The organism is Mesorhizobium sp. M1295, assembly GCF_040318135.1.
Classification (GTDB): domain Bacteria; phylum Pseudomonadota; class Alphaproteobacteria; order Rhizobiales; family Rhizobiaceae; genus Mesorhizobium.
On sequence record NZ_JAMYLU010000010.1, the window covers coordinates 179,151 to 203,573 of the forward strand.

General features: G+C 62.6%; 22 protein-coding genes. 13 read left to right on the forward strand and 9 right to left on the reverse strand.

The features are described from left to right. Position 1: 1 nt before the first annotated feature. The 3 genes from ypfJ to NKH29_RS16535 all read left to right on the forward strand — a co-directional run bounded on the left by ypfJ (position 2) and on the right by NKH29_RS16535 (position 3,603). The gene (ypfJ, locus tag NKH29_RS16525) at positions 2 to 922 is read left to right on the forward strand and encodes a KPN_02809 family neutral zinc metallopeptidase (RefSeq protein ID WP_023719351.1); all 921 of its coding nucleotides are present in this window, start codon (positions 2 to 4) and stop codon (positions 920 to 922) included. A 152-nt stretch (positions 923 to 1,074) separates the two neighbouring features. Next, positions 1,075 to 2,340, forward strand: coding sequence for a TCR/Tet family MFS transporter (locus tag NKH29_RS16530; protein WP_023719350.1), 1,266 nt, complete (start codon positions 1,075 to 1,077; stop codon positions 2,338 to 2,340). A 315-nt stretch (positions 2,341 to 2,655) separates the two neighbouring features. Beyond that, positions 2,656 to 3,603, forward strand: coding sequence for an alpha/beta fold hydrolase (locus NKH29_RS16535; protein ID WP_352592395.1), 948 nt, complete (start codon positions 2,656 to 2,658; stop codon positions 3,601 to 3,603). Here the strand turns inward: NKH29_RS16535 and NKH29_RS16540 are convergent. Further along, on the reverse strand, positions 3,531 to 3,962 hold the full coding sequence (locus NKH29_RS16540) for a helix-turn-helix domain-containing protein (protein WP_352639942.1): 432 nt from the start codon (positions 3,960 to 3,962) through the stop codon (positions 3,531 to 3,533). The genes NKH29_RS16535 and NKH29_RS16540 overlap by 73 nt on opposite strands. 347 nt (positions 3,963 to 4,309) lie before the next feature. After that, positions 4,310 to 5,524 (reverse strand): glutamine-hydrolyzing carbamoyl-phosphate synthase small subunit, encoded by a 1,215-nt coding sequence (carA, locus tag NKH29_RS16545; RefSeq protein WP_353000148.1) that lies wholly within the window; start codon positions 5,522 to 5,524, stop codon positions 4,310 to 4,312. A gap of 307 nt (positions 5,525 to 5,831) precedes the next feature. Here carA and NKH29_RS16550 point away from each other — a divergent pair, with 307 nt between their 5' ends. From NKH29_RS16550 to NKH29_RS16560, 3 genes are all read left to right on the forward strand, one after another. Then, complete coding sequence (locus tag NKH29_RS16550) at positions 5,832 to 6,281, forward strand: GatB/YqeY domain-containing protein (protein WP_023719346.1); 450 nt, start codon at positions 5,832 to 5,834, stop codon at positions 6,279 to 6,281. A gap of 97 nt (positions 6,282 to 6,378) precedes the next feature. Next, complete coding sequence (locus NKH29_RS16555; protein ID WP_352494940.1) at positions 6,379 to 7,461, forward strand: arginase family protein; 1,083 nt, start codon at positions 6,379 to 6,381, stop codon at positions 7,459 to 7,461. Between the two features lie 209 nt (positions 7,462 to 7,670). Then, positions 7,671 to 8,228 (forward strand): GNAT family N-acetyltransferase, encoded by a 558-nt coding sequence (locus tag NKH29_RS16560; RefSeq protein ID WP_353000150.1) that lies wholly within the window; start codon positions 7,671 to 7,673, stop codon positions 8,226 to 8,228. A gap of 2 nt (positions 8,229 to 8,230) precedes the next feature. Here NKH29_RS16560 and NKH29_RS16565 read toward each other — a convergent pair whose 3' ends face one another. The 3 genes from NKH29_RS16565 to NKH29_RS16575 form a co-directional block, all read right to left on the reverse strand. After that, positions 8,231 to 9,412, reverse strand: a complete 1,182-nt coding sequence (locus NKH29_RS16565) for an MFS transporter (protein ID WP_023719343.1) — start codon at positions 9,410 to 9,412, stop codon at positions 8,231 to 8,233. 128 nt (positions 9,413 to 9,540) lie between these two features. Continuing rightward, positions 9,541 to 9,750, reverse strand: a complete 210-nt coding sequence (locus NKH29_RS16570) for a DUF2061 domain-containing protein (RefSeq protein WP_023678301.1) — start codon at positions 9,748 to 9,750, stop codon at positions 9,541 to 9,543. 123 nt (positions 9,751 to 9,873) lie between these two features. Continuing rightward, entirely contained in the window at positions 9,874 to 11,538 is a 1,665-nt protein-coding gene (locus tag NKH29_RS16575) for a Na/Pi cotransporter family protein (RefSeq protein WP_023719342.1), read from the reverse strand. 378 nt (positions 11,539 to 11,916) lie between these two features. On the opposite strand from NKH29_RS16575, the gene NKH29_RS16580 reads away from it, so the two are divergent. The 5 genes from NKH29_RS16580 (at position 11,917) to NKH29_RS16600 (ending at position 17,949) form a co-directional block, all read left to right on the forward strand. Continuing rightward, on the forward strand, positions 11,917 to 12,303 hold the full coding sequence (locus tag NKH29_RS16580; protein WP_352859229.1) for an RcnB family protein: 387 nt from the start codon (positions 11,917 to 11,919) through the stop codon (positions 12,301 to 12,303). Positions 12,304 to 12,461: 158 nt separating this feature from the next. Next, positions 12,462 to 14,438 (forward strand): DNA primase, encoded by a 1,977-nt coding sequence (gene dnaG, locus NKH29_RS16585; protein ID WP_352494942.1) that lies wholly within the window; start codon positions 12,462 to 12,464, stop codon positions 14,436 to 14,438. Positions 14,439 to 14,811: 373 nt separating this feature from the next. Continuing rightward, a complete protein-coding gene (rpoD, locus tag NKH29_RS16590) occupies positions 14,812 to 16,833 on the forward strand; it encodes an RNA polymerase sigma factor RpoD (protein ID WP_023719339.1) in 2,022 nt (673 codons plus the stop codon). Positions 16,834 to 17,038: 205 nt separating this feature from the next. Next, the gene (locus NKH29_RS16595; RefSeq protein ID WP_023719338.1) at positions 17,039 to 17,332 is read left to right on the forward strand and encodes a GYD domain-containing protein; all 294 of its coding nucleotides are present in this window, start codon (positions 17,039 to 17,041) and stop codon (positions 17,330 to 17,332) included. Between the two features lie 236 nt (positions 17,333 to 17,568). Further along, the gene (locus tag NKH29_RS16600; protein WP_352494943.1) at positions 17,569 to 17,949 is read left to right on the forward strand and encodes a thiol-disulfide oxidoreductase DCC family protein; all 381 of its coding nucleotides are present in this window, start codon (positions 17,569 to 17,571) and stop codon (positions 17,947 to 17,949) included. Between the two features lie 62 nt (positions 17,950 to 18,011). Here NKH29_RS16600 and NKH29_RS16605 read toward each other — a convergent pair whose 3' ends face one another. Continuing rightward, positions 18,012 to 18,269, reverse strand: coding sequence for a DUF2798 domain-containing protein (locus NKH29_RS16605; RefSeq protein WP_023719336.1), 258 nt, complete (start codon positions 18,267 to 18,269; stop codon positions 18,012 to 18,014). Positions 18,270 to 18,541: 272 nt separating this feature from the next. Between NKH29_RS16605 and NKH29_RS16610 the strand changes: the two genes are divergently transcribed. After that, positions 18,542 to 19,225 carry a PadR family transcriptional regulator gene (locus tag NKH29_RS16610; RefSeq protein ID WP_023719335.1) on the forward strand — a complete coding sequence of 228 codons (684 nt, stop codon included), beginning with the start codon at positions 18,542 to 18,544 and terminating at the stop codon, positions 19,223 to 19,225. Between the two features lie 113 nt (positions 19,226 to 19,338). After that, entirely contained in the window at positions 19,339 to 19,629 is a 291-nt protein-coding gene (locus NKH29_RS16615; protein WP_023719334.1) for an HlyU family transcriptional regulator, read from the forward strand. A gap of 7 nt (positions 19,630 to 19,636) precedes the next feature. Here the strand turns inward: NKH29_RS16615 and NKH29_RS16620 are convergent, their stop codons facing one another. The 3 genes from NKH29_RS16620 to NKH29_RS16630 form a co-directional block, all read right to left on the reverse strand. Next, positions 19,637 to 22,213 (reverse strand): polynucleotide kinase-phosphatase, encoded by a 2,577-nt coding sequence (locus NKH29_RS16620; protein WP_352494944.1) that lies wholly within the window; start codon positions 22,211 to 22,213, stop codon positions 19,637 to 19,639. Further along, a complete protein-coding gene (locus NKH29_RS16625; RefSeq protein WP_352494945.1) occupies positions 22,210 to 23,592 on the reverse strand; it encodes a 3' terminal RNA ribose 2'-O-methyltransferase Hen1 in 1,383 nt (460 codons plus the stop codon). The genes NKH29_RS16620 and NKH29_RS16625 overlap by 4 nt, the downstream gene beginning before the upstream one ends. 129 nt (positions 23,593 to 23,721) lie before the next feature. After that, on the reverse strand, positions 23,722 to 24,366 hold the full coding sequence (locus NKH29_RS16630; protein WP_352494946.1) for an FMN-dependent NADH-azoreductase: 645 nt from the start codon (positions 24,364 to 24,366) through the stop codon (positions 23,722 to 23,724). Between the last annotated feature and the right edge of the window lie 57 nt (positions 24,367 to 24,423).

Here is a 24,423-nt window from a genome sequence, read left to right on the forward strand (position 1 = left end):
CATGCTCTGGAAGGGCCGTCGTCAGAGTGACAATGTCGAGGACGAGCGCGGCCAGAGCGGCGGGCTTGGCGGCGGGCCGGGGCAGTTTCGCATCCCGATCGGAGGTCGCGCCGGCGGCGGCGGCATGTCGGGCATCATCATCGTAGGATTGATTTTCCTGGCAGGGTGGTATTTCGGCTTCGACCCGAGTCAGATCCTCGATAACAGCGGCTTGCAGCCCGGCGGCGGCGGCCAGATCACCGACAATAGCGGCGAGCAAGGCGGCGGTACCGGTGCGCCGGCCTCCGACGAGATGAAGCAGTTCGTGTCGACCGTGCTGGCCGAGACCGAGGATACCTGGACTGGTATTTTCCAGTCCGAGGGCCTGACCTATCAAGATCCAAAACTGGTCCTGTTCAGCGGCCAGATTCGCTCCGCCTGCGGTTCGGCCTCGTCAGCGGCCGGACCATTCTACTGTCCCAACGATCGCAAGGTCTATCTCGATACCACCTTCTTCCAGCAACTCGATCAGCAGTTCGGTGCCTCGGGCGATTTCGCACAGGCCTATGTTATTGCGCATGAGGTCGGCCATCACGTGCAGAACCTCGTCGGCATCCTGCCCAAATTCAACCAGATGCGGCAGAATATGAGCGAGGCCGACGCCAACCACATGTCGGTGCAGGTCGAGCTGCAGGCCGACTGCTTTGCCGGCATCTGGGCACATTTCACCGGCCAGAAGGGCATTTTGGAACAGGGCGACATGGCGGAGGCATTGAACGCCGCAAAGCAGATCGGCGACGACACGCTGCAGAAGAAGATGCAGGGCTACGTCGTGCCGGAAAGCTTCAACCACGGCACGTCGCAGCAGCGGCAGGCCTGGCTGGCGCGAGGCTTCCAGAACGGCAAGCTTTCGGACTGCGACACGTTCAACAATCCGATCTGAGCCGACGGTTTTCTCGCGAATCCGAGAGACTGGATAGCAGTCAGGGGATGTCAGGATGAAAACACCCTGCCCGTTCCCTCATTGTTCCCAGCGATGTGTTCGCCTATAAGGTGCGTTCGCCTTCGCCCCGGGCGGCCCGAGGAGATACCATCATGATAGACCCCAAAACCGCCAGGCGGGGCCTTGCGCTTGTTTTCACCACCCTGCTGCTCGACATCATCGGCTTCGGCATCATCATGCCGGTGCTGCCGGCCTATCTCAGAGAATTGACCGGCGTCGGCATCAGTGAGGCGGCTATCGAGGGCGGCTGGCTGTTCTTCGCCTATGCGGCGATGCAGTTCATTTTCGCACCAGTGATGGGCGGGTTGAGCGACCGGTTCGGACGACGGCCGATTCTGCTCGCCTCCGTGCTGACGTTTTCCATCGACAATCTGATCTGTGCCATCGCCTGGTCCTATCCGATGCTGTTCATCGGGCGTGTGCTGGCCGGCATTTCCGGCGCCAGCTATTCCACGACATCGGCATTCATCGCCGATATCTCGACCGACGAGAACCGTGCGAAGAATTTCGGCCTGCTTGGCATCGCTTTCGGCGTCGGCTTCGTCATCGGGCCGGTTCTGGGCGGGTTGCTCGGCACGTTCGGGCCGCGCGTGCCATTCTATTTCGCTGCCGGGCTTGCCTTCGTAAACTTTTTGATCGCGCTGTTTCTGTTGCCGGAAACGCTTGATAGCAAGCATCGTCGCCGCTTCGAGTGGAAACGCGCGAACCCGGTCGGCACGCTCGTCCAGATGCGCAACTACGAAGGCATCGGCTGGATCGGGCTTGTCTTCTTTCTGATGACGCTGGGGCACATGATGTATCCTGCGGTCTGGTCGTTCGTCTCCAGTTATCGCTATGGCTGGAGCGAACAACAGATCGGCTTCTCGCTCGGTGCCTTCGGCCTGTGCGGGGCTATCGTCATGGCGACGGTCCTGCCGCGCGTGATCCCCAAGCTCGGTGAGTGGAAGACGGCGGTAATCGGTCTGGCATTTACGGCACTCAGCGCCTTCGGCTACGCATTCGCGTCGCAAGGCTGGATGATCTATGCAGTGATCGTCGTCGGCTGCCTCGAGGCGTTGGCCGATCCGCCGCTCAGGAGCCTTGCCGCCGCCAAGGTGCCGCCTTCGGCACAAGGCGAACTCCAGGGCGCGATGACGTCGATCTTCTCGATCACCTCGATCATCACGCCGCTGCTTTATACGGCGATCTTTTCCTGGTTCACGGGGCCGAACGCGCCCGTGACCTTCGGCGGCGCACCCTACCTGCTCGGCGCGATTTTCCTGACGCTGGCGCTCATCGTCTTCGTCACGAAAGTAGCCAAGCCGGCGGCGCTCAGAAACGTCACGTCCGGCGTTGCTGAAGACGGAGCACAGATATGAGCCATGACGGCCGCATCGCCCCTGACCAAGGACGGGCTGTGGAGACAGATCCGGCCAACGAAATGCCCGTCACACTGGTTCTTCGGGAGCCTTCTTCTCTTTGCGCGACTTAAACAGACCGGTTGACCGGTTTTAATGGCTTCATTGAAAAAAAGGCGATAGGAATGAGGGCAACAACGCAACTCCGGTAATCGCGCAGTCCGGCCTCGAGGCATTCGCGCCGCATTTTGTAACTCTGACCATTCGAACTCCCGCCCTAGTTTACGTCAGAAGCAACAAACGCGGGGCCTGGATCGAAGACGAGAGGAGAGCAACATGTTGAACCGGATACTTCATCGCGCGGCGCTCATGGCTGTGGCTGTCTGCGCGGTGCTCGTTGTAGTGGCGGCTCATGCGGCGCCTGCTGGACGGGCAGGTCAGGTGCCGCCCGGGTTCACCTCGGCCAAAGCCGCGGTGAACGGCAGCAGCATGCACTACCTGCGTGGCGGGCACGGACCAGCCCTTATCCTGGTGCATGGATTTCCGGAAGATTGGAACGAATACCAGGCCGTCATGCCGAGACTGGCGCAACGCTTCACCGTCGTTGCCGTCGACCTGCCTGGCATAGGCCGCTCGGAGCCTGCCAGGGGCGGCTATGAAGCCGCCAATCTTGCGGCGCAGATCCATGGGCTTGCCGACGCTCTGCATCTGGAAAAACCCTATGTGGTGGGTCACGACCTTGGCGGCATCGTCACCTATGCCTATCTCAGGCGCTTTCCCGACACGCTGCGCGGTGCGATGATCCTCGATGTTCCGATGCCCGGCATCGACGGCTGGGACAAGGCGATATCAGGCACGTGGCATATCGGTTTCATCCAGGCGCCCGGCGGCCTCGCCGAAAAGGTGGTTCCCGGTCGGCAGGCCGCCGTGCTTGGCTGGTTCCTCGACTTCGGCAAATTCACCAGGCAGGAACGCAAATACTATTTTCGCATCTATCGAGCGCCTCAACTGCATGCCGCGTTCGAGATCTACCGCGCCTTCCCCAGCGATGCCGAATGGAACGCCGCCCAGACGGCGCCGAGCACCGTTCCGCTCGTCATCGCCTTCGGCCAGAAGTCCCCCTTTGTTGCGCTGCTGCCGACCTTCCTCGCCGGCTACCGCGCCAAGGGCATGAGCCATGTCGAGCGCGCCGAGATCCCCGATGCGAGCCACTATGTGCTGGCCGACAATCCTGATGCGGTTGCCGAACTGATCGAGAAGCGCGCCGGCGCCGGCGCGCCATGACCGGGATCAGCTAAAACCAAGGGAGAAGAAGCCGCAAACCAGTGTAGCATCACCTGGTGCTCAATCCATTCGCTTGGAATGTCGAGCGCCTTGACCAGCATTGCACCTCTCTGCGCCGATAGTTTGCGGTGATTGGACCCCAGGTCCGACAGAAAACCCTGGCTGACGCCGATCATGGCCGCTAAATCGGCTTGCGTCAGCCGCCGCCAGTTGCGCAGCGCCTTGAGCCGGCTGGAGCCCCGCAAGATGTCCATGGTCACGTCCGCGGGCAGTGCCCTTTCCGCTCGGAGATCGGCCTTACGCTCGTCGTAGATCGCCGCATCGGCAGCGTCTTCCAGAGCTTCTTCGGCGGCACGCAAAAGGATCTCGTAGTCCGCCTTGGGATAACGACCAGTTCCTCGCCGGTTGGGGTCTTGATAATTTGCGGGGCGTTCATGGTGTTCTGTCCTACTATGGCCGACGGTAGGTTGTCGTTTCGCGTGTGCCGACATAGATCGCAAGAATCGTGGCGCGGTCTTCGTCAAATATGACTCGGTAGCGACCCGATCCGAAGTCTGTAACCTTTCCTGCCGACAAGACGCTTGGTATCTCCGCGACCGCCGACTGCGTAAGAAATCGGACCTTCCGAGACCTGCTCGCGGACGTCCGGCGGCAAGTTGTCCAGATCACGCGCCGCCGAAATATTATAGCTGATGCATCCGCTTGGTCAGCGCTCGGCCAGTGCCGGCTCGCCACGCTTTTCGCGGATCAGGTTGACGAAGCGGCGGAACAGATAGTGCGAATCCTGCGGGCCGGGCGAGGCTTCGGGATGATGCTGGACCGAGAAGACCGGCTTGCCGGTGAGCGCGATGCCGCAATTCGAACCGTCGAATAGCGAGACATGGGTTTCCTCGACGCCGCTCGGCAATGAGTCGGCGTCGACGGCAAAGCCGTGGTTCATCGAGACGATCTCGACCTTGCCGGTGGTGTGGTCCTTGACCGGATGATTAGCGCCGTGGTGGCCCTGATGCATTTTTGCGGTCTTGCCGCCCAGCGCCAGCGCCAGCATCTGGTGGCCGAGGCAGATGCCGAACAGCGGGATATCGGTCTTCAACAGATCCTGGATGACCGGAACGGCGTAGTCGCCGGTGGCTTCCGGATCGCCGGGGCCGTTGGATAGAAAGATGCCATCGGGCCGCATCGCCAGGATCTCCTCGGCTCCGGTCTTGGCCGGCACCACGGTAACCCTGGCGCCGAGGCCGGCAAGCAAGCGCAATATGTTGCGCTTGACGCCATAATCGATGGCAACGACGTGCATCGACGGGTCGGCCTGTTCGCCAAAGCCCTCGTTCCAGGCCCAGGGTGTCTCGCGCCAGACCGAGGATTGGCCGGAGGTGACCTCCTTGGCCAGATCAAGCCCGATAAGCCCCGACCATGCGGCGGCGCGGCGCTTGAGGTCATCGATGTCGAAGATACCGTCTGGGGCGTGCGCGATAACGGCATTGGGCATGCCCTTTTCGCGGATCAGCGCGGTCAGCGCGCGCGTGTCGATGCCCGAAAGTGCAACGATGCCGCGCTTCTTCAGCCACTGGTCGAGACCGGTTCCGGCGCGGTAATTCGACGGGTTGGTGACATCGGCCTTGAACACGGCGCCGACGGCGCCGGCGCGGGCCAGCGGATTGAGATCCTCGATGTCTTCGTTATTGGTGCCGATATTGCCGATATGCGGAAAGGTGAAAGTGACGATCTGGCCGGCATAGGAGGGGTCGGTGAGGATCTCCTGATAGCCGGTCAGCGCGGTGTTGAAGCAGACCTCGGCAACGGCGGAGCCGGAAGCGCCCAGACCACGGCCCTCGATGACGGTGCCGTCGGCCAGCACCAGCAGGGCGGTCGGCTTCTCGGTGGCCCAAGGGGGGGTCGATGCGGCGGTCATCGTTGCCATGGCGGCACTCCTAAAGGCTGCGCTCCTCAATCGGCGCAACAAAAAGCGCGAAGCGGCAATCTCACAGCCTCGGCGCGCTGCATGTCGTTGCCCCAAAACCGCTACGCACTTTTGGGCGACGTGCACTAGAATTCAATTCATGCAAGGCACAGTACATAGGGGAAGGCGCCAAGGCGGTCAATGATGCCGCGCCGTACGTGCCTGGATTTATTTCGTCGAACAATATCAGGGATTTGCCGGATAGACTTGAATTTGCCTTGGGCTTTCGGCACGGCTATTGTCCGCCGCATTCGAAGGAGAAAGCACCATGCGAGGCAAAATCGCCGAATCCCTGAAGAGCGCGATGAAGGCACAGGACAAGCGCCGGCTGCCGACATTGCGGCTGATCCAGGCGGCCATTCATGATCGCGACATCGCCAATCGCGGCGCCGGCAAGGAGCCGGCCAGCGACGACGAGATCCTGCAGATCCTGGCCAAGATGGTGAAGCAGCGCGAGGAATCGGCCAAGGCGTTCGATGACGGCAAGCGGCCGGAACTTGCCGCGCAGGAGCGCGACGAGATGGCGATCATCCGCGACTTCCTGCCGACGCAACTGGGCCAGGCCGAGACGGAAAGCGCCGTCCGTTCCGCTATCGCCGAGACAGGTGCCAGCGGCGTCAAGGAGATGGGCAAGGTGATGGCGGCGCTCAAGGAGAAATATGCTGGCCAGATGGATTTCTCCAAGGCGAGCGGCATCGTCAAGAGCCTGCTTCAGTAGGGATTTTTCCCGCCTTAGCGGTGCTCATGAGACTCGAAGAGACCATCGCGAGGAGCCAGGCTAGGAGCGGGCGGAGCGGACGGCAGTTCGCACCGACATGTTCATCGCCACGGCCGCGCGAATGAACCTGTATGTTCGACGTCTGGCGTCTCACGACGGCATCGATGCGGCGAGCTTTTTGCTTGTTAGGCCTCGTGCCGATGCCGGGCGGCAACCTCTCAAGTCGAGGAGGAACCTTCCTCCCTCCGGACACGTTTGCGAGAAGATCATGCGAAAATGGAGCTTCGATTTGGCGGCGCGTTTGTTGAATATTGTCGGTGCGGCCACGAGTGCCGGCGCCTATTCGCCGGGTCAGGAACAGGCCCCCGCGGCCTTTCGGCGAAATGGGCTCGCAGAAGCGATCACGAACCGAGGCAGATCCATCAGGGATCGTGGCGATGTTGCATCGTTCCGATGGCGACCGGACCCTTCGCGGTCGCAGGCTATGAACCTGGAAGCCGTGCGCGACGCCTGTGAGTTGGTCGCAAGCCACGTAGCGACGGCGATCGCAGCGCAGGAAGACGTGCTTGTTTTAGGTGGCGATTGTACTGTGGAACTGGGGACGGTCGCCGGGGCGAATGCGGCCGGCGCGCGGATCGGACTCGTTTACATTGACTTCGACGCCGATCTCAACACACCTGACACGAGCGACGGCGCCTTGGACTGGACCGGCGTCGCCCATCTGCTCAATATCCATGGATGCGAGCCTTCGCTCGCGAGGCTCGGCCCGACCCGCCCGATGCTCGTGCCTCAGCAACTCCTCTATTTCGGCATCGAGAACATCACCCCGCCCGAAGCGGCCGTGATCGGAAATCACGCGATCAAGATCATATCGCGTGAGGAAGCTTTGAGTGACATCGAGGCGGCGTCGGCGCGCGCGGCCGAATGGGCGGCGCGCTTTGACTGCGTGCTTATCCACTTCGATGTCGATGTGCTCTCCTTTATCGATTTTCCGATTGCGGAGAATGTGCGCCGTTGCGACGGTCTCAAACTGGAGCAAGTCGCCTTTGTGCTAAAGCAACTGACAGCCCTGTCGCAATGGCGCGGCCTGACCATCACAGAAGTTAATCCGGCCCATGCGCCAGACGAGTCCGCAGCATTCGCACGCTTGAATGAGATGCTTGCAGACGCCCTTGGATAGTTCGAGATCCATCTCACGGTCGTTCGCGGGCAATTGGCCGGCTTGCCTCATCCAAGCGGAGCCAGCCTTATGCGCCCGGTCGCAATCATTGCGCGACATGGGCGCAATGCGGAAAACTTGGGAATTACGGTCGATGGCGGGGCAGTTTTGTCGTAGTCGCTACAGCCGCAAGCCCGCCTTTGAGGGCCGACAGCCAAAAGCTCGCGCTCATGATCGAACTCGTCAAACCGGCGTTTGAACACCTGCCGTCCTACAAGGCGGCCCTCGAGCGCGGCTGGTCGCCGGACAATGTGCGGCTGCTCGACGCGACGCGCGAGCAGCTTGCGGCTATCGAAAAGGATCCAGCGACTTTCCTTGCCGATCTCGACGATCCTGATGGCAAGGGACCGCCGATCGTCTTGCCGGACGGTTCGACGGTGCCGCGGCTGCCTGGATTTCGGCGCTGGATCTGGGACGGGGAAGTCTCACGCTCGATCGGCTTGCGCTGGCAGCCCGGAACCGCGGCGCTGCCATCGCACGTGCTCGGCCACATCGGCTATGCGGTGGTGCCGTGGAAACGGGGATGCGGCTATGCGACGGAGGCGCTGCGGCTGATGCTGGAGGAGGCGAGGGCGGTTGGCCTGCCCTTCGTCGAAATCACCTGCAAGCCTCACAATGTGCCCTCGCAGAAGGTCGTTCTGGCCAATGGCGGCGGGCTCGTCGGGCGTTTCTTCGAGGATGCTTCCTATGGCGGCGCGGAAAGCCTGCGTTACCGGATCGATCTGTAGCCCTATTCGGCGGCAGCCGGCAGCGGCGGCGCCGCCCGGCTCCGCCATTCCCAGACATGCGAGGCAAGCGCAACCGCGACCGCGACCAGCATGGCGATCGCGCCAACCACCGGCAAGCTGCGATAGCCATAGCCGGCATTGAGCATCGCCGCGCCGAGCGATGCGGCGAGCGCGATGCCGACATTGAAGCCTGACGGAATGAGCGACGAGGCGAGATTGGAGGCGTCCGCGGTCCAGGTCAGGATGCGGGTCTGGATCGGCGTGCCGATGGCGAAGTTGAGGCCGCCCCAGACGAAGATCGCCATCACCATCGGCAGTGGGTAAGGACTGACGGCGTAGATCGAGGCGAGCATCGCCGCCTGCAGGAATAGCATTGCGATGAGCGACGGCATCAGCTTCCAGTCGGCGAGGCGCCCGCCGACGAAGACGCCGATTGTAGCGCCGACACCGTTGAGCAGGAGCACCCAAGGTATCCATTTCTCGTCGAGGCCGGTGACCTCAAGCAGCGTCGGCGTGATGTAGGTGAACAGGCCGAACTGGCCGATCATCAGCATCAGCATCATGATGAGCGAGGTCCAGACCTGCTGGCGTGCGAGCACGCGTACCTCGCTGCCAAGGCTGACGGACGGGCTCGACGATCCTGTCTTGCGCGGCAGCAGGGCGCCGATGGCGGCGAAGGCCACCACGCCGAGAGCGCACATCACCCAGAATGTCGCACGCCATCCCCAGATGTTGCCGATTGCCGTGCCGGCCGGAACGCCGATGACATTCGATACGGTGAGGCCGGACAGGATCAGCGCCACCGCCATGCCGCGCTGGTCTTCGCGCACGAGGCCGACGGCCACCACCATGGCAACGCCGAAATAGGCGCCGTGTGCCACGGCCACCGCAATCCGCAACAGCAGCATCGAGGCGAAGTCGGGCGCCAGCGCGCAGGCCGCCTGGCCGATGGTAAAGGCTGCAGTCAGTCCAAGCAGCAGGGCCTTGCGGGAGAACCTTTTGGTGGCGAGCGCCAGCAGCGGGCCGCCGACTGCAATGCCGCCGGCATAGCCGGAAACGAGATAGCCGGCGGTCGGGATCGCGACGCCAAGGCCATCCGCCACCTGCGGCAGCACGCCGGCGATGACGAATTCGGTGGTGCCGAAGGCGAAGGCGGCAATGAACAGGGCAATGAGGGGAAGCATGGCGGGAAGGCGATCCTCGGATAAGGTGACCTCAAACCACGGATAAGGGCACCGGGCAATTCAGAAATTGGCGACGCCGCTTTAGATTTTCTTTGTCACCGGTCAGGTGCCGGCCGCGGCGGCAAGAGCTACGCGGCCGCCTTCCTTCCGTAAGGAATTTTCAGCCACGCCCGCTCATGAAGGTAGTAGAGCAGCGACTTGGTGACGACCTCAGTCAGGCCGATGGCCGCAGCGAGCTTGATGCTTCCCGTCACGACGAGCGAAATGATCATCGTGTCGATGGTACCGGTGACACGCCAGGAAAGCGCCTTGGCGAAGCTGCGAGAATGGGTGTCCATCGACTTTCCTTCCGGTAGATCTGGCGATCTTTAGCCGACAGACAGGAGGTGGCGCAAAGGTAATTTTGCGCATTGGCTCACAGCATAGGCGAGCTTCTGAAGCTACCGGCCTGTGGACGCAATCTATCCGGCCTTCAGCCGCGAACCGGTTAGCAGGCCGCGTTCCTCAAGCACGGGATAGGCCATCGAGGCGAGCAGCGAGTTGATCTGCTTGAGGTCGCGAATGGTGTCGAGATGGATGGAGCTGGTCTCGACGCTCTTGGCGGTGCCGTCGCGCAGCCGCACGAAATGGCTCTGGCTGGTTTCCTTCTCGCGGTCGCGCAGCCGGTCCTTTTCCAGCACCAACTGGCGAGCGGTCTCCGGATCGCGGGACACCAGGACGTTGAAGGCTAGCCTGGCATTGGCAAGCACCAGGGCATGGAAGGCGCAAAGCTCGCGCCAGCCTTCCGGCGTGAACTCCAGTCCGCGCTCGAATTTCTTCTTCACATGGACCAGCATGTTGCGCACGATGATGTCGCCGACCTGCTCCAGCTTGACGCAGGCGCCGATCAACTCCTGGCAACGCAGGGCCTCGTCCTCGCTCAGCGGGTTCTTGGTGACCTTGGCGAGATAGAGCTTGATCGCCGCGTGCTTCCTGTCGACACGGTCGTCGAGCGCGGCCAGCGCACTGATCTTGTCGGCGTCGGCGCTCTCATAGAGTTCGATGATCCGTTTCAGCATGATCTCGACCGTCTCGCAGACCCGCACTACCTCGCGGGTGGCATTGGCGAGTGCTTGGCTCGGCACGTCGAGCGCACTTTCGTTGAGCGCCGAAAGCTCGATGACGTCGAGCGCGTTGGCGGGCTGGGGCCTGGTGCCCAGCGCCACGATCTTTTCCGAGGCACGATAGACCAGGCGCGCCAGCGGCAGGCCGGCGATCAGGATCAGGATGTTGAAGACGATGTGGGCATTGACGATCTGCTCGGGCACGGTGCTGCCCAAGAAGGCGACTGGCGGCTTGAACGTCAGGAACAGGATCAGCATGATCAGAGAGCCCATGCCGCGCATCAGGAGATTGCCGATCGGCACGATGCGAACGCCGGGTTCTGCGTTGCGGGTTAGAAGCGGCGCGATGATCGAAGAGCCGAGATTGACGCCGAGCACCAGCACGATGCCGAGTTCGGGCGGGATGAAACCGCGGCCGGCGAGCGTCACCATAAGCAGCACCGCGGCGATCGAGGAATGGAACAGCCAGGTGACCAACGCCGCCAGAAGGTAGGCGGTGACCGGATCGCCGGAGAAGTAATCGACGATGAGCGGCATCAGCGTGCTCTGGCGCAGCGGCTCCGACGCCTGGCCGATCATCTCCAGCGACAGAAGCAGCAGGCCGATGCCGACCAGGATGCGGCCGAACTGGCGCCAGTCGCGCCGCTCGGTGGCCATGAACATGACGGTGCCGGCGACCAGGCAGACCGGTACCAGCAGCGACAGATCGAAGGTAAGCAGCTTGACCACCAGCGCCGAGCCGATCTCGGCACCGCGCACCGCAAGCTGGCCCGACATGCCGCTGACAATGCCGGAGCCGGCGAATGAGCCGACCAGCAAGGTAACGGCGGTCGAGCTTTGCAGCGCGACCGCCAGGCCGCAGCCGGCCAGAACCGCCATGAAGGGATTGCGCATGGTGGCGCGCAGTTTGTGGCGCAGCACATCGCCATAGGCGCGCTCGACGCCGGTCTTCACCAAACGGGTAGCAAACAGCATCAGTGCCACCGCACCGGCAAGGTGCAGCAAAACGACGGAGCCACTCATGCCAGGCCCCGCAACGCGACAGGTGCCAGCGACGCGGGCGCGGTGAAGTCAAAGGGGCAACAGTGGGCGCGAATCGTGGACATTGCAGAGGTTGATATTACTCCGATTTATTTTAGCCGAATAATAAATTTTGCCCGGTTCGGACGAGTGTTGCCCCGCGACGGGGCGTGTCGGAAATGGATGGCCGGCAAAATGGTTGCATTGCCCGCGGAGTTGCGGAGGGTCATGCGTCCGTGCTCGGACAGCCGCTTTAAAGGTAGTGCTGAATTAGGCGTGCTAAATGTAGGAAATCATTACGAAAACGTAATCTCTGCGTTCAGTTTCGGTTCATCCTTCCGGCTCTATTCCAGAGGCATCGACAACCAAGGAGTACCCGCTATGAAACGCATCGTTCTTTCCGCCATTGCCTTCTCGATGCTGGGTGCAACGGCCTTGCAGGGCCAGGCTGCACCATTGAACCCACCAAACGCACCGCAATCGAGTTATAGCCAGGTCGACTGGCAAAAGCCCGGCAATGTCGACGTGAACAAGCATGTCGAGGTGAACAAGCGCGTCGTAGTGACGAAAAAGATCGTGGTGAAGCGCAGCCATTGGCGCAACGGCCAGAGATATTCCAGCTGGAAGCGTCACCAGCCGATCCGCGACTATCGCCACTACGGCTTGCGCCGTCCCGGTCCCGGCCAGGAGTGGATCCGGGTCGGCAACGACTATCTGCTGGTCAGCAACCTCTCGGGCCTGATCTTCGGCGCTATCGCCGCGCAGTAGGTGCGGAACGGCTGACCGGCGCTGCGCCGGATTAGATCGAGAAGGCGGCCCGCAGGCCGCCTTCTCTTTTTGGCCTGTGAAAACCGGGTATGGTTCCGCATTAGGAGTCGTCGGGCTTGGCCCGTGTGATTATATGGAGGCCAAACGAGCTGTCCCTCATGCGCTTTCCGCCTGCTTTCCTCGACGAGATCCGCGACCGCGTGCCGATTTCTTCGGTGATCGGCCAGCGCGTCGCGTGGGACAGGAAAAAGACAAACGCGCCGCGCGGTGATTATTGGGCGTGCTGTCCGTTCCATGGCGAGAAGAGCCCGTCCTTCCATTGCGAGGACAAGAAGGGCCGCTATCACTGTTTCGGCTGCTCGGTTTCGGGCGACCATTTCAAGTTCTTGACCGAACTCGACGGGATGAGCTTTCCCGAGGCCGTCGAGAAGATCGCCGACATGGCCGGCGTGCCGATGCCGGTTCGCGACGCCGATGAGGAACGGCGCGAAAAGGAACGCGCCAGCCTGACCGATGTCATGGAGATGGCGACGGTGTTCTTCCAGGAACGGCTGCAGGGACCGGAAGGCGCAAAGGCCCGCGCCTATCTGCGCGACCGGGGACTGACACCGGCGACGCAGCAGTCCTTCCGCCTCGGCTATGCGCCCGACAGCCGCAACGCGCTGAAGGAGCATCTTGCCGCCAAGGGCGTCCCCAAGGCCGACATCGAGGCGTGCGGGCTGGTGCGCCATGGCGACGACGTCCCGGTTTCCTACGATTGGTTCCGCGACCGCATTATGTTCCCGATCCCGGATTCCAGGGGCAAGATCATCGCCTTCGGCGGGCGGGCGCTAGCGCCGGATGCGCTGGCCAAATATATGAACTCGCCCGATACGGAGCTCTTCCACAAGGGCAACGTGCTCTACAATTTCGCTCGTGCACGCCAAGTGCTGGGAAAGGGGGCGCTGGGAAAGGGGGCGCTGGCCAAGGGCGGCACGGTCATTGCCGTCGAAGGCTACATGGATGTGATCGCGCTGGCGCAGGCCGGCTTCGAAAACGTGGTGGCGCCGCTCGGCACCGCATTGACTGAAAACCAGCTCGAACTTCTATGGCGCATGGCCGGCGAGCCGGTGCTGTGCTTCGACGGCGACCACGCCGGGTTGAAGGCAGCATGGCGCGCCGCCGACATGGCGCTGCCGGCGGTCCAGGCGGGCCGCTCGGTTCGCTTCGCCCTGCTGCCGGAGGGCAAGGATCCCGACGATCTGGTCAAGGGTGACGGACCGGATGCGTTCCGCGCCGTGCTTTCCGAGGCGCGGCCGCTGGCCGACCTCTTGTGGATGCGCGAGACGGCCGGCGGCATCTTCGACACGCCGGAACGGCGAGCCGAGCTCGAAAAGACGCTGCGCGAACTGACCAGCCGTATCCGCGACGAGAGCCTTCGCTATCACTACCAACAGGAAATGCGCGAGCGGGTGCAGAGCTTCTTCGGTGCCCAGCGCGGACGCCAGGGGCGTCAGGACGGACGGCCCGGCGAACGTTTCCAGGGCAAGGGTTCAGCACCCGGCGGACAGTTTGCGCGCGGCGGCAATGCCGGTGGGCGCACCGCGATCACCGAAAGCCTCGGTCGCTCGGCGTTGGTCAAGCGCGGCGGCGAGGGCATGTCGGTACGCGAGGCGACGATCATTGCCGCCCTCGTCAACCATCCCGTGCTGATCGACGAGAATTTCGCCCATGTCGAGTTCCTCGATCTCGCCAACTCCGATCTGAAGCGGCTGCATGCGGCGATCCTCGACGCCATGGCGCATGATATGGCCAATGACCGCGACGCGGTGATCGCGACGATCGAGCGGGCCGGCTGCGGCGAGATCTGGCAGCGTGCGGTGGCGCTGATCAAACGTGCGCGGCAATGGCCGGCGCTGGAAACGGCGGCACTCGACGATGCCCGCGATGCGTTCAGCCAGGCCCTCCACTTGCAGCGCAGCGCGCGCACCTTACATAAGGAGCTGAAGCAGGCGGAAGCAGCGCTCGCCAGCGACCCCACGGACGAAAACTACCGGCACCTGGTCGAAATCCAGGCGCAATTTCGTGATGTGCAGGCAACGGAAGCGCTGATCGAAGGGTTTGGCGTATCGTCGGGCAGGGCTGGGCGCGTTTAGATCGAAGCCCCCAGAAGACTGAATGTAAGGACGTGCTTGCGCGTCGAATCAAGCGTGCGGCGCTCTAAGTCGGGTAATTGATTCGCTTTTTTCATGCGAATCATGCGAGAGGCGCTTGACCTTCCGGCAGAATGGCGGAATCAGGTCGATTCGAAACGTTAACCCGCCCCGGCATCGACGGGAATGCAGCGATGTAAGGTACTGATCACTGGACAGGCAGTCAGCTTGCCACAGATATCAGGGTTAATCTGGACTTAACGAGAGATGCAGTTACTGGCCCGGTAAAGCGCGTTCTGGAAAGAGCGCATCCAATTTGACCGGACCGGCAGCTTACGCGGTTTTGATACTCAGCCGCTTGGAGAAAATAAAGACTATGGCGACAAAAGAAAAGGAAGAAGTCGAGACCGAACGCGAGGCCGCGACCGATGGCCCTCTGCTCGACCTTTCCGACGATGCTGTCAAGAAGATGATCAAGGCCGCCAAGAAGCGCGGCTATGTCACCATGGACGAGCTGAATTCGGTGCTGCCCTCGGAGGAAGTGACCTCCGAGCAGATCGAGGACACGATGGCCATGCTTTCCGACATGGGCATCAACGTGGTCGAGGACGACGAGCAGGGCGAGGAGCCCGAAGCCGCCGATACCGCCGCTGACGCCGAGGAGGATGCCAACGAGCTGGCTGAGCAGACCGGCACCGCCGTCGCCGCCACCACGACCAAAAAAGAGCCGACCGACCGCACCGACGATCCGGTCCGCATGTATCTGCGCGAGATGGGCTCGGTGGAGCTTCTGTCGCGCGAGGGCGAAATCGCGATCGCCAAGCGCATCGAGGCCGGCCGCGAGACGATGATCGCGGGCCTCTGCGAAAGTCCGCTGACCTTCCAGGCCATCATCATCTGGCGCGACGAGCTCAACGAATCGAAGATCCTGCTGCGCGAGATCATCGACCTCGAGGCGACCTATGCCGGGCCGGAGGCCAAGCAGGCGCCGGTGGTCGAGCGTATCGAGGAAGCCAAGACCGAGGAAAAGCCGCGCCGTTCGCGCGAGGACGAGGACGACATCACCAATGTCGGCGGCGACACCCGTGGCCTGGTGGACGACGACGAGGAGGACGATGACGAGGCGAGCCTGTCGCTGGCGGCGATGGAAGCGGAACTGCGGCCGCAGGTGATGGAGACGCTCGACGTCATTGCCGACACCTATAAGAAGCTGCGCAAGCTGCAGGACCAGCAGGTCGAGAACCGGCTGGCCGCCGCCGGCACGCTGTCGCCAAGCCAGGACCGTCGGCTCAAGGAGCTGAAGGACCAGCTGATCAAGGCGGTGAAGTCGTTGTCCTTGAACACGGCGCGCATCGAGGCGCTAGTCGAGCAGCTCTACGACATCAACAAGCGCCTGGTGCAGAACGAGGGCAAGCTGTTGCGGCTGGCCGAAAGCTATGGCGTGCGCCGCGAGGAGTTCCTCAAGGAATATCAGGGCTCGGAGCTCGATCCGAACTGGACGCGTTCGATCGGCAATCTGACCTCGCGCGGCTGGAAGGAGTTCACCAAGAACGAGAAGGACGCCATCCGCGATCTGCGCGCCGAAATCCAGAACCTCGCCACCGAGACGGCGATTTCGATCCAGGAATTCCGCAAGATCGTCAACCAGGTGCAGAAGGGCGAGCGCGAAGCCGCGATCGCCAAGAAGGAAATGGTCGAGGCCAATCTGCGTCTCGTCATCTCCATCGCCAAGAAATACACCAATCGCGGCCTGCAGTTCCTCGACCTGATCCAGGAAGGCAATATCGGCCTGATGAAGGCGGTCGACAAATTCGAATACCGCCGCGGCTACAAGTTCTCGACCTACGCGACATGGTGGATCCGGCAGGCGATCACCCGTTCGATCGCCGACCAGGCGCGCACCATCCGCATTCCGGTGCACATGATCGAAACGATCAACAAGATCGTACGCACCTCGCGTCAGATGCTGCATGAGATCGGCCGTGAGCCGACGCCGGAAGAACTGGCGGAAAAGCTCGCAATGCCGCTGGAAAAAGTGCGCAAGGTGCTGAAGATCGCCAAGGAGCCGATCTCGCTCGAAACGCCGGTCGGCGACGAGGAGGATTCGCATCTCGGCGATTTCATCGAGGACAAGATGGCGATCCTGCCGATCGACGCGGCGATCCAGGCCAATTTGCGCGAGACGACGACGCGCGTGCTGGCCTCGCTGACGCCGCGCGAAGAGCGCGTGCTCAGAATGCGCTTCGGCATCGGCATGAACACCGACCACACGCTTGAGGAGGTCGGCCAGCAGTTCTCGGTCACCCGCGAGCGCATCCGCCAGATCGAAGCCAAGGCGCTGCGCAAGCTCAAGCATCCGAGCCGGTCGCGCAAGCTCAGAAGCTTCCTCGACAGCTGAGTCTGGGTGACGGATAAGCAGTTTAAAGGGCGCCGGTGGCGTCCTTTTCCGTTTGGGCACAGGCGATCACGATTGGACGCGCCGCTCTTGCGGGTCGTGCCCTACGAGAGGATAATTCCGCGACGGATGCATTTTCTGGGCGACAAACCCGGATGCCCGCCCCGGCTGTGACGCCGTGCTCCGTGGCCCCGGAGGGAGGTGTGCCATGACAACTTACATCGTGCTGATCAACTGGACGGAGCAAGGCGCCAAAAACGTGCGCGAGTCGCCGAAGCGGCTCGATGCCGCCAAGAAGCTGTTGGGAGACATGGGCGGGTCCTTCAAGGCATTTTATCTCACCATGGGGGATTGCGACATGGTGGCGGTGGTCGAAGCCCCCGACGATGCCGTACTAGCTCGTTTCTCGCTGATGCTGGCGGCGGGCGGAAACGTCAGGACGCGGACACTCAAGGCTTTCCCGGAGGATGCCTATCGCGAGATCATTACCTCGCTCGGCTGAGTGCCGTGCCTGAAGCGCGTCGCGCTTGAACGGCCTCTTGCGACGCGCTTTACGCTCTTCTTTTTAAACAGGTCGGTATGGCAAACCGCCGCGCACCCTCGGGCCAGGCCCGAGGACATGTTTTTGGGGCGACGTGCATTAGCCGAAGCCGGGACATTCCGCGGTGTCGCGTCACGTTGCGGCGCAACGGCAGTTGCTGGATAGTCGTCGCGCGTCCTCCGCTGGTGTTGCGAACCATGGCCAAGCCTCTGCTGACCGTCTGGTACAATACGCGCTGTCCGGTCTGCGATGCCGGCATCAGCCGGCAGAAGCGGCGGCTGATCGAGGCGGTCAAGGCGGGGCGGATCGAATTTCGCGACATCAATGCCGAACCGACGGCGCTGGCCCGCTACGGCATCGGGCTGGAGGATATCCGGCGCCGGCTGCATGCGACCGACGCCGGTGGCAAATTGCTGGTCGGCGCCGATGTTGCCGTTGCGGCTTGGCTGATAACGCCGGGCGAGGGCTGGTTGGCGACGCTGTTCGGCAATCCCGCCACGCTGCCGTTGACGCGCTATGCCTATGATCGCTTCGCCGATCTGCTCTATGCCTGGAACCGCCGCAAAGGCCGTTGGTGATAGTGTCCGTTCACTTCGCACTGAAAGACCCGTAAGTTGCTTCGGGCCCTTGGCGCAGCCTGCTATCGAGCCACGGGCTCGCAAAGCCAGCCAACGATGCGGCGCACCGCCGGCAGCAACAGCAGCAGCGTCGGAAAGGCCACCATCCAGGACAGGCCCCAAGCCGTCAGCCAGGTGGCCGGCAGATCGGGCTGGAAGCCAAGGCTTTTCAGTGTCGAGATGAACGACACGATGAACGTCATCAGCAACGACAGCACCAGCGGGCCGAGGACGGCGGCATAGCGCGCAGGCAGCTTCCTGCGCGGGGTTTTCATGGTCATTTGGATTTTTCCCTGAAGCATCCGGTCCGTCGCATTGGCATCCATTCGCCGGTCTTCCGGCGTAACTGCCCGGAAACGACCGGGGTGGATGCGTTGCTTCACGTCAGACGCTTACGGAGGGGTCTTCGACCCTCACGCGCTTCCTAGCTGCCCTTGCCGGCGAAATCAATCCTGCTGGCGCATTTTCAGATACATCGTAAGATATATCTTGACTCGATCGTGGCGAGCACCTAATTGAGATATATCGTAAGACATAACTCAAGGAGCAGACAATGCACAAAGACAATCATTTCGGGCATCATCGTTTTGGCGAACACGCCGAGCGCGTTTTCATGCATATGGCCGGCAAGTTCGGCGGACGCGGCGGGTTCGGCCCGTTCGGGCATGGCATGAGAGGCGGCGGCGGACGCGGCGGACCAGGCGACATGTTCCGCGCCGGGCGTATGCTGGCTGACGGCGATCTCAAGCTGATCACGCTGTCGCTGCTGGCCGAGGCGCCGCGGCACGGCTACGACATCATCAAGGCGCTGGAGGAGCGCACCAGCGGCGTCTACAGCCCGAGCCCCGGCGTCGTCTATCCGACGCTGACCTTCCTGGAAGAGGCCGGCTATGCCGTTTCTGCGGCGGAAGGCAACAAGAAGGTGTTTTCGATCACCGAGGCAGGGCAGGCGCATCTCAACGAAAATCGCGAGATGATCGACCACGTGCTCGACCATCTCGAGCGCTTCGGCCGCAAGATGGCGAAGGCGCGCGAGTGGTTCGGCTGGAACGATGACGGCGACGGTGGCCGGCGCGGCCGCGGCCGCTCGGAAAAGCGCGACGAATTCCGCGCCGTGCGCCACCGGCTGCGCGCCGCGCTCGGCGAAATCGTAGATGCGCCTGAAGCAAAGCAGGCCGAGGCAATCAGCATATTGGAAGCTGCCGCAGAGGCCCTGGAAGCGCTGTCGCGCGACTGACCCCTGAGTGCCAAGCCAGCTGCGGCCCTTGCCCGCTCGGCCAAGGACCGGTACTGAAAATCATCCTGCACCACGCTATGTGGTGCAGGATGATTGCCGTTGGAGGATACCCCATGTCTTTTCTGAAGCGTCTTTTCGGCGGCGGCAACGAAGCCGCTGAGCCAAAGACAGCGGCGCCGGTAAAGCAAATCGAGCACAAGGGATTTTTGATCAGCGCCACGCCCTACAAGGCGGAGGGCCAGTACCAGACCTGCGGCGTGGTTTCGAAGGAGATCGACGGCGTGATGAAGGAGCACAAATTCATCCGCGCCGATCGCTTTGCCGGGCTTGATGACGCTGTCGACATCTCGATCAAGAAGGGCATCCAGCTGGTCGATGAGCAAGGCGAGAAGATCTTCGGGTAGATCGTTATTACAGCCTTGGGTCGATTGGCTCGCTTTCCAGCGCCAGCACGGCGAAGACACACTCGTGAACGCGGCGTAGCGGCTGCTTGGCGACAAATCGCGTCAGCGCCTCGTGACCGAGCGCGAACTCCCTGAGTGCCAGGCTGCGCTTGCCGCTCAGGCCGCGTTCTCGCAGGCGGATGAGATTGTCCGGCGCGTCATATTCGGGACCATAGATGATGCGCAAATATTCCGGGCCGCGGACCTTCAGCGCCGGCTGGATGAGTCCCTTCTTGCCACGGCTGACGAAGTCGCGTGGTTTGACCACCATGCCTTCGCCGCCCGAGCCAGTCAGCGCCTCCCACCAGGCAATAGCCTCCGCACACGCGCTGCCGTCGGCCAGATCAACCGTACGCCATCGGGTCGGCGTGACCACGCCAACATGGGCAGCCAGACGGTCCGCGAGCGACATGTGCCAGACATGATCCTGGTCAAACCAAACACGTCCCTCGCTGGCGAGCAGGTGGAAAGGCGCGACCTTAAGGTCGTCGACGCCGGAGACCGGCCACACGTAAGGCGCCCAGGCCGTGGCGTATTTAGCCGCACGGGCGGCCCGGTCTTCAAGGCGTGCGTTCAGGCCGGCCGCATCGACGCCGCGCGCCATCGCACGGGCTAGCGCCTCGCGGCTGACCTTGAAACCGGCGGCTGAGGATGTCGCCACCGGCGCATACTGGCTTTCGATCAGGCTGCCGGCCTTTGCCGACCAAGGCATTATCTCGGTGTCCAGCAGCAGCCAGTCGCTGTTCAATTCCGTCCACAGATCCGCCGCGTCGACCTCGACCCGGAGACGAGCGAGCAGGCCTTCCGTCATGGTGCCGTCGTTGAAAAAGGAACGTCCGGTGCGGGTCCAGATTGCGCCGGTCTCGTCGCCCGGGATCCCGAAGCGGCTGCGCGCCGCCTGCGCGTTCCGGCACAGCGCGACCACCGCCCGCGAACCCATATGCTTTTCCTCGCACACGACCTGGGCGACGTCGCGTTCGCGGAAATAAGCGAAGGCATCTTCCGGACGTTCCAGCCAGCCGTGTTGGCTGCTGGTCTCGGACGGCGACATGGTCGGCGGCAGATAGATCAGCCATTGCGGCGACAGCGCGAAGCGGCTCATCACTTCCAGTGCCGCCGAGGCGTTCTCCTCGGCCACCACAATCCGGCCCCTCAGCCCGGTCTCGATCCAGCGGCGACCGGAGACATCCTGGTAATCGAGCACGCCGTCGGCGTCGGCCTGTGCCGATTTGCCCAGACAGGACCCGCCCAGCGGACGTATCGGCTCCGACCATGTCTGGATTGCCGGCACCTCTACCAGTTCGCGTTCCGGCCAGCGTAAGGCCGTCAGCTTGCCGCCGAACACGCATCCAGTGTCGATACACAGGGTGTTGTTGACCCACTCGGCCGACAGCGTTGGCGTATGTCCATAAATTACGGCTGTCTTGCCACGGTAGGCTGCGGCCCAGTCCGCGCGGACGGGCAGCCCGAACTCGTCAGTCTCGCCTGTAGTCTCGCCGTACAGAGCGAACTCGCGCACGGCGCCGGAGCCGCGTCCGATCATTTCCTCCTTGAGACCGGCGTGGGCGACGGCGAGGTGTCCGCCGTCCAGCCAGACGTGGCTGCGCAGGCCGTCGAGAAAGGCCGGCAGCGCCTCTCGCAGGCCGCGGTCCTGCGTGTTCAACTGGTCTATCGTCTGCTCGAGGCCGTGGGCGACCGTGACCTTGCGACCTTCCAGCCAGCTGCCGAGTTTGCGTTCATGGTTGCCCTGGACACAATAGGCGGTCCCGGCCGCGACCATGCTCATGGCGATGCGCAGTACGTCGGGCGAGTTGGGGCCGCGATCGACGAGGTCGCCGACAAAGACGATCTTGCGGCCCTGCGGCGGGATCACAGTGGCCGTTCGGTCGCCCTGATGTTCAGACCAGGCGACGCTGTAGCCCAGTCGAGCGAGCAGCATCTGAAGTTCATCCGAACAGCCGTGGATGTCGCCAATGATATCGAACGGGCCGTGGTCGTCGCGCTTGTCGGTCCATAGCGGCTGCCGCGACACCTCGGCCGCGTCGATGCTGGCCTCGCTGGTAAGCGTCCAGACCTGGCGGAAGCCCTCGCGTTGCAGGCCGCCAAGACCCTTGCGGATCTCGGTTGTCATGCGCTGGGCGACCCCGGCGCCGACCGGCCGGTCGGCTCGCACCGCATTGCGTGCGACGCACACCTCGACGCCTGGATCGAGGACCACGGCGACGGGCAAAGCGTGCCACTTGCGCGCCAGCTCAATCCAGGCCTTGCGGTCGGCGGCTCGCACGTTGGTGGCGTCGATGACGGCCAGCCTGCGGTGTTTAAGCCGCTTGCCGGCTATTTCGCGCACCAGATCGAAGGCATCTGCAGAGACGTCCTGGTCGGTCTCATCGTCGGAGACCAGCGCCCGGCACTGATCCGAGGAGATGATCTCGGTCGGCAGAAAATGCCTGGCCGCGAAAGTCGACTTGCCCGATCCGGTCGAGCCGATCAGCACGACGAGGGCAAAGTCAGGAATGGCGAGATCGGTCTTGTCCAGTTCTCTCATCGGGTGAACACCGCCATCTGCGTGGGCGCGCCGAGGGTAGAATCCTGGGCTCCGATACCGCTGAAGGTGGCTGCATAGCCATAGATCTCACCGATTTTGGCCGCCCAGGTTTCGAACTGAGCCCGGCTCCATTCGAAACGGTGATCGGGATGGCGAAATGCGCCAGGGGCCAATCTGGGAAACAGAGCGTTGTAGTCCGCGTTCGGAGTGGTCACGATGACGGATTTAGGCGCCGTCTCGCCGAAAACGATGCGTTCGACCAGGGGCAGCCTGTCCTCGTCGAGATGCTCGATGACCTCGACCAGCACGGCGACGTCGGCTGCCGCCCAGCGGCCGTCCCGGTATGTCAGAGATCCGTGCAGCAGCGTAACCCGGCCCTCCGGCGGCCCGCCAAACTCGTTCAGCTTGAGACGCTTTGCAGCCCATTCCAGTTCGCGTGCCGCTGGATCCAACCCGAACAGCTTATGGACCCATCGCTCGCGCACGAGCCGATAAAGTAGCTTGCCTTCGCCGCATCCCAGGTCCGCAACCGTGGTTGCACCCGTTGCCTGGATGGCTCGGACAACAGCTTCCATGCGCAGATCGTTGAGCCGGATCGGCGTCTCCAGCGCTTCCTCAGGTGTGACACGCAGTTCGGGCGGCAAAGTCTCCCTGGCCGTTTCAGGAACCAGTCGTTCCAGAGCGATGCGGGCCAAGGCACCGCGGTTGCGCAAGTATCGGCGAACTATCAGGTCCTTGGCGGGATGTTTTTCCAGCCAGCCCTCTCCCTTGGACAGCAGCTTGTCGACCTCTGCTTCGCCGACCCAATAATGCTTGGCATCGTCCATCACCGGGATCAGCACGTAGAGGTGGTTCAACAAGGCGCTGAGCCGGCCCGTGCCGGTCAGCTTCAGATGGCCGTACCGGGACTCGCCTGCACCAGACCCGATTCCCTCGATTGGCGTCAGATCGACTGTCCAGCCCAAGGGTTCGAACAGGCTTCGAACCAGAGCCTCACCGCCGCGCATCGGCAGTGGAGTCACGACTGCCTCCAGCGGCAGTTCGCCGCTAGCCAGTTCCTGGCGCTCCTTTGACATTCCGGTCATCGCCGTCCGCAGCATTTTGTTTAGCGCCACGGACAGGAAAGACGATGCCGCGTAAGGCCGGTCGTTCACATATTGGTCCAGCAAGCCTTCCGCCCGCCCCTTGCCGCGCACTAGCCCTATCGGGTCGACATCGAGCAGGAGTGCTGCCTCGCAACGCTCTTCGGTCGCTTCGGGATAGAATAGCCACCCTTTGCCAAAGGAGAGGTCGGTCTCGTGCAAACGATCGGGATGCTTGTGCAGCAGGAAACCGAGATCGGTGGCCGGACGGTGCGTTGTGGCAACGGACAGGAACATCCGCGACCGATAGCGCAGACAAGCGGAATAACCAATGGCAGTTGTTGGCCCACCACAATAGGTTGTCGCCAACGACAGCAAGGGCAGGCACCGAGCGCCTACCCTTGTTCAATTCAAACGATGCTGGCTTTACGCCGCGGCGGCGACGCGCTCGGCGCTTCCGGTCGCGGCCACAATGGCGTCGACCTTGGTCGAGGCTTTGGCCAGCGCTGCTGCTACCGCATCGGCGCCCATGCCGACTCCTTCGATGCGGATGACCTCGACATCGGTCATGCCGAGAAAGCCGAGCACGCTGCGCAGGTAGGGAATGGCGTGATCGAACTGCACGGCCGCACCTTCGGAATAGATACCGCCCGAAGCCAGCACGATATAGACCTTCTTGCCGGTGACGAGGCCTTTCGGGCCAGCATCGCTATAAGCAAAGGTTTTGCCGGAGCGGGCGACGTGGTCGACCCAGGATTTCAGCGTCGACGAGATGTTGAAGTTGATGAAGCCGGTGGCGAGAATGACGGTGTCGGCCGCAAACAGCTCGTCCAGTACAGTATCGGAAACGCCGACGACCTCAGCCTGGCGCTGGGTGCGCGCTTCGGCCGGCGTATAGATGCCGGTCGAATAGTCGGGGTCGATATGCGGCAGCGGGTTGGCGACGAGGTCGCGGGCGACAAGCTTGGCCGAAGGATCGGCGGCAAGCAGTTTGTCGGCGAGTTCGTTGGCGACACGGGTCGAGTGCGAGGCGGCGCCGCGTGGGCTGGATGTGACAAGAAGGATGGACATGGTGACTCTCCAAGGTTGGATTAAAATCTCCCGGCAAATATGTGTGCGCAGACCCAT

Excerpts from the sequence above, each read along its gene's own strand:
- NKH29_RS16610 (WP_023719335.1), top strand. The coding sequence starts at position 18,542 with ATGCACAAAGACAATCATTTCGGGCATCATCGTTTTGGCGAACACGCC.
- NKH29_RS16535 (WP_352592395.1), top strand. The coding sequence starts at position 2,656 with ATGTTGAACCGGATACTTCATCGCGCGGCGCTCATGGCTGTGGCTGTC.
- NKH29_RS16565 (WP_023719343.1), bottom strand. The coding sequence starts at position 9,412 with ATGCTTCCCCTCATTGCCCTGTTCATTGCCGCCTTCGCCTTCGGCACC.
- NKH29_RS16550 (WP_023719346.1), top strand. The coding sequence starts at position 5,832 with ATGCGAGGCAAAATCGCCGAATCCCTGAAGAGCGCGATGAAGGCACAG.
- rpoD (WP_023719339.1), top strand. The coding sequence starts at position 14,812 with ATGGCGACAAAAGAAAAGGAAGAAGTCGAGACCGAACGCGAGGCCGCG.
- NKH29_RS16560 (WP_353000150.1), top strand. The coding sequence starts at position 7,671 with ATGATCGAACTCGTCAAACCGGCGTTTGAACACCTGCCGTCCTACAAG.
- NKH29_RS16630 (WP_352494946.1), bottom strand. The coding sequence starts at position 24,366 with ATGTCCATCCTTCTTGTCACATCCAGCCCACGCGGCGCCGCCTCGCAC.
- NKH29_RS16620 (WP_352494944.1), bottom strand. The coding sequence starts at position 22,213 with ATGAGAGAACTGGACAAGACCGATCTCGCCATTCCTGACTTTGCCCTC.
- NKH29_RS16605 (WP_023719336.1), bottom strand. The coding sequence starts at position 18,269 with ATGACCATGAAAACCCCGCGCAGGAAGCTGCCTGCGCGCTATGCCGCC.
- NKH29_RS16600 (WP_352494943.1), top strand. The coding sequence starts at position 17,569 with ATGGCCAAGCCTCTGCTGACCGTCTGGTACAATACGCGCTGTCCGGTC.
- NKH29_RS16595 (WP_023719338.1), top strand. The coding sequence starts at position 17,039 with ATGACAACTTACATCGTGCTGATCAACTGGACGGAGCAAGGCGCCAAA.
- NKH29_RS16625 (WP_352494945.1), bottom strand. The coding sequence starts at position 23,592 with ATGTTCCTGTCCGTTGCCACAACGCACCGTCCGGCCACCGATCTCGGT.
- NKH29_RS16570 (WP_023678301.1), bottom strand. The coding sequence starts at position 9,750 with ATGGACACCCATTCTCGCAGCTTCGCCAAGGCGCTTTCCTGGCGTGTC.
- NKH29_RS16530 (WP_023719350.1), top strand. The coding sequence starts at position 1,075 with ATGATAGACCCCAAAACCGCCAGGCGGGGCCTTGCGCTTGTTTTCACC.
- carA (WP_353000148.1), bottom strand. The coding sequence starts at position 5,524 with ATGGCAACGATGACCGCCGCATCGACCCCCCCTTGGGCCACCGAGAAG.
- ypfJ (WP_023719351.1), top strand. The coding sequence starts at position 2 with ATGCTCTGGAAGGGCCGTCGTCAGAGTGACAATGTCGAGGACGAGCGC.
- NKH29_RS16575 (WP_023719342.1), bottom strand. The coding sequence starts at position 11,538 with ATGAGTGGCTCCGTCGTTTTGCTGCACCTTGCCGGTGCGGTGGCACTG.
- dnaG (WP_352494942.1), top strand. The coding sequence starts at position 12,462 with ATGCGCTTTCCGCCTGCTTTCCTCGACGAGATCCGCGACCGCGTGCCG.
- NKH29_RS16555 (WP_352494940.1), top strand. The coding sequence starts at position 6,379 with ATGTTCATCGCCACGGCCGCGCGAATGAACCTGTATGTTCGACGTCTG.
- NKH29_RS16580 (WP_352859229.1), top strand. The coding sequence starts at position 11,917 with ATGAAACGCATCGTTCTTTCCGCCATTGCCTTCTCGATGCTGGGTGCA.
- NKH29_RS16615 (WP_023719334.1), top strand. The coding sequence starts at position 19,339 with ATGTCTTTTCTGAAGCGTCTTTTCGGCGGCGGCAACGAAGCCGCTGAG.